Origin of the sequence: Candidatus Frankia alpina (assembly GCF_902806485.1) — a bacterium.
Classification (GTDB): Bacteria; Actinomycetota; Actinomycetes; order Frankiales; family Frankiaceae; genus Frankia; species Frankia alpina.
The window spans coordinates 1-2662 of sequence record NZ_CADCWT010000402.1; the positions used below are offsets into that span (position 1 = coordinate 1).

2 protein-coding genes and 1 pseudogene are annotated in these 2662 nt (G+C 69.8%); 2 read left to right on the forward strand and 1 reads right to left on the reverse strand.

From position 1 onward, the window contains the following. Positions 1–254 (forward strand): annotated as a pseudogene (locus G6R25_RS23270) (hypothetical protein); the annotation flags it as partial. A 254-nt stretch (positions 255–508) separates the two neighbouring features. Then, positions 509–1495 carry a methyltransferase domain-containing protein gene (locus G6R25_RS23275; RefSeq protein WP_235949488.1) on the forward strand — a complete coding sequence of 329 codons (987 nt, stop codon included), beginning with the start codon at positions 509–511 and terminating at the stop codon, positions 1493–1495. A gap of 122 nt (positions 1496–1617) precedes the next feature. Here the strand turns inward: G6R25_RS23275 and G6R25_RS23280 are convergent, their stop codons facing one another. Beyond that, on the reverse strand, positions 1618–2376 hold the full coding sequence (locus G6R25_RS23280) for an SDR family NAD(P)-dependent oxidoreductase (protein ID WP_136449076.1): 759 nt from the start codon (positions 2374–2376) through the stop codon (positions 1618–1620). Positions 2377–2662 lie beyond the last annotated feature (286 nt).

Genomic DNA, 2662 nt, shown 5'->3' on the forward strand with positions numbered 1-2662 from the left:
ACACCAACACAACATTGATGTCACGCAAAGCGACGAAACGTTACCGGGAAAGGCTCACTCCATCCGCTCCTAATCTGTGGGGAGCGATGTACGGCACAGCGCACGGTATCGCCTTCGACGACGAGCTGTACTACGTAGCGGCGCTGCTCCACGACGTCGGGCTGACGGAGATGTTCGACCGCCGCAGGCAGCCGTTCGAGGAGTCGGGAGGGCAGCTGGCCTGGGTCTTCGGCGTGGCGGCCGGCTGGCCGTAGGACACGAGCCGCGGCCACGCCGCGAAACCACACATGCGCAGGAACCATACGCATCAGCTGTTCGCTGGTCGGCATAGCCAACCCCGCCGGCGCTCCCTCGGTCGTCCGGCCGAGAGGCGCCGCCGGTGCGGGCGGGAGCCGACACCCGTTCGCGCTGCCCGGGGTGACCGAGAGCATGCCGGGGATCGCACGGAAGAGGTTCGCGGCATCGCCGAACGGGACAGGCCCTTGTCATGAGGAAGGAGCACTGCCTGATGCAGCCGTCCCCGACCAGCGATCGCCGCACGCCCGTTTTCGACCACACCGTTCCGCCTCCGGGCCACCCGTCGGCGTCCAGCCACGAGCTCCGGGAGCCGCCGTCCGGTGGGCCGCAGGTTCACCACGCGCCGGCGCGGGTCGCCGGCCACCGGCCGGAGCCGAGTCATGGGGACCCGGCCGCCCGTGAGCCCCGGGTGCTCGCCGTCGTCGACGGTTCGGACACGGCCGACTATGTGGCGCATACGGCGACGCTGCGGGGAGTCATCCGGCAGCGGCTGGTCACCCGTGCACTGATCGGGCATCTGCCGCCCGCGCCAGCGCGGCTGCTGGACATCGGTGGCGGGAACGGCGTGCAGGCACTGGAGTTCGCCCGGCGGGGATACAACGTGACCGTCTGCGAGCCCGACCCGCGGATGTTGGCCGAGACGCGACGCGGGCTGGCCGACGCCCCCGAGTCGGTCCGGCGGCGCGTCGAGCTGGTCCGGGGGGACGGGCGGGACGCCGTCCACCTGGTGGGGACCGGCTGGGACGCCACCTTCTGCCATGGCGTCATCATGTTCGTCCCCGAGCCGGCGCCCCTGTTGAACGTCCTCGTCGAGCTCACCCGGCCCGGCGGGATCATCTCCGTGGTCGGCAAGAATGGCCCGGCGCTCGCGCTGCGTGCGGGACTGCAGGGTCGCTGGCGGGACACCACAGCGCTGCTCGGCGAGCCCAGAGCCGTCGGAGCCGCCAGACCGGGCCGGCAGCCGGCGGTGCAGCTGCCACCCGGCGACGATCCGGCGAACGTCGCCGCAATCCTCACCGCCGCCGGGACGCGGTCGCTCGCCTGGTATGGGATCAGGACCTTCACCGATCATCTCGGTGGCATCCCGCCGGGGTCGGACGTGGATGCCGTCGTCGACGCCGAGTGGGCAGCCGGGGCGCGGGACCCCTACCGCGGGATCGCCCGCCTCATCCATCACGTTCATCGCCGGACCGGGTAGCGCGGCGACTGCCGGCTGGCCCGGCCATCCGGATCTCTGGCCGTGGGGAATGATCATCAAGGTCTGGTCGACCGCATTCCCCGATTCGAGAGAGCTCGAACGTGCCACGCTGCCCGGGTCGCTCAGACCAGCTTGGTGGCGGATATGCCGCCGTCGACGTGGAGCGTGATCCCGTGGATACGGGCCGCGTCGTCCGAGGCGATAAAGGCCACGGCTGCGGCGATGTCGGCTGGCGTGATCACCGAGCCGGCCGGAGTGGCCATGGCATGCAGCACGGTTTCGAACTCTGCATTGCCCGGGGTCAACGTGACGCCGGGGGCGACAGTGTTCACCCGCACCCCGCGGGGCCCGTATTCGGCGGCCCACGAGCGGGTCAACTGCTCGTCGGCGGCCTTGGTCGCCGTGTACATCGCACCGATGGGAGAGCCGACCTGCGCCATCCACGAGCCGATGTTGACCACCACGCCGCGACCGCGCTCGACCATCGGGGGGATCAGCACAGCGGTCAGGACGTAGGGCGCGCGGACGTTCACCGCCAGCAGGGCATCGAGGTCCGTGTCGGACAGGTCGGTTGTTGCGGGCGAGGGGTAGACGCCGGCGTTGTTGACGAGGACATCGGCGCGTCCGCCGAGCAGGGACGTCGCCGCGGCGGCGAAGGCGCGGATGTCCTCGTGCGGGCCGCTGAGGTCGACGCCGAGGAAGTCGGCGCGCCCACCGGTTGACCGGATGTGCTCGACACCGACCTGCCCGCGGTCGTGGTGGCGTCCGCTGATGAGGACGTGCGCGCCCTCCGAAGCAAGTGTGCGCGCGATGGCCGCACCGATGCCGCTGGTGGCGCCGGTGACCAGGGCGGTGCGGTCGACGAATCGTGAGGTGGTCATGCCGTCGGTCTATGCGGCATTCCCGGGGCAGGCCAGGTCCTGTGCAGCCTGGTCATGTCGTAACCATGCTGGGGGGCGGGGACGCGCCGATTAATAACTTCGGTTCTCGATCAAAGAGAGGTGCCGTTGGTCTCGTGGCAAGACCAACATCAAAGACCTAAGTTATTCTCCGGCAGGTCCCGGGAGCGCTCGTAGGGTGGACGGCATGGCCAGAGACAGGGCGGAACCAGGGCCGCGCGAAGGTCACTTTCCGTGCCGACTGGTTACTCTAGGTTGTGAGGAATGT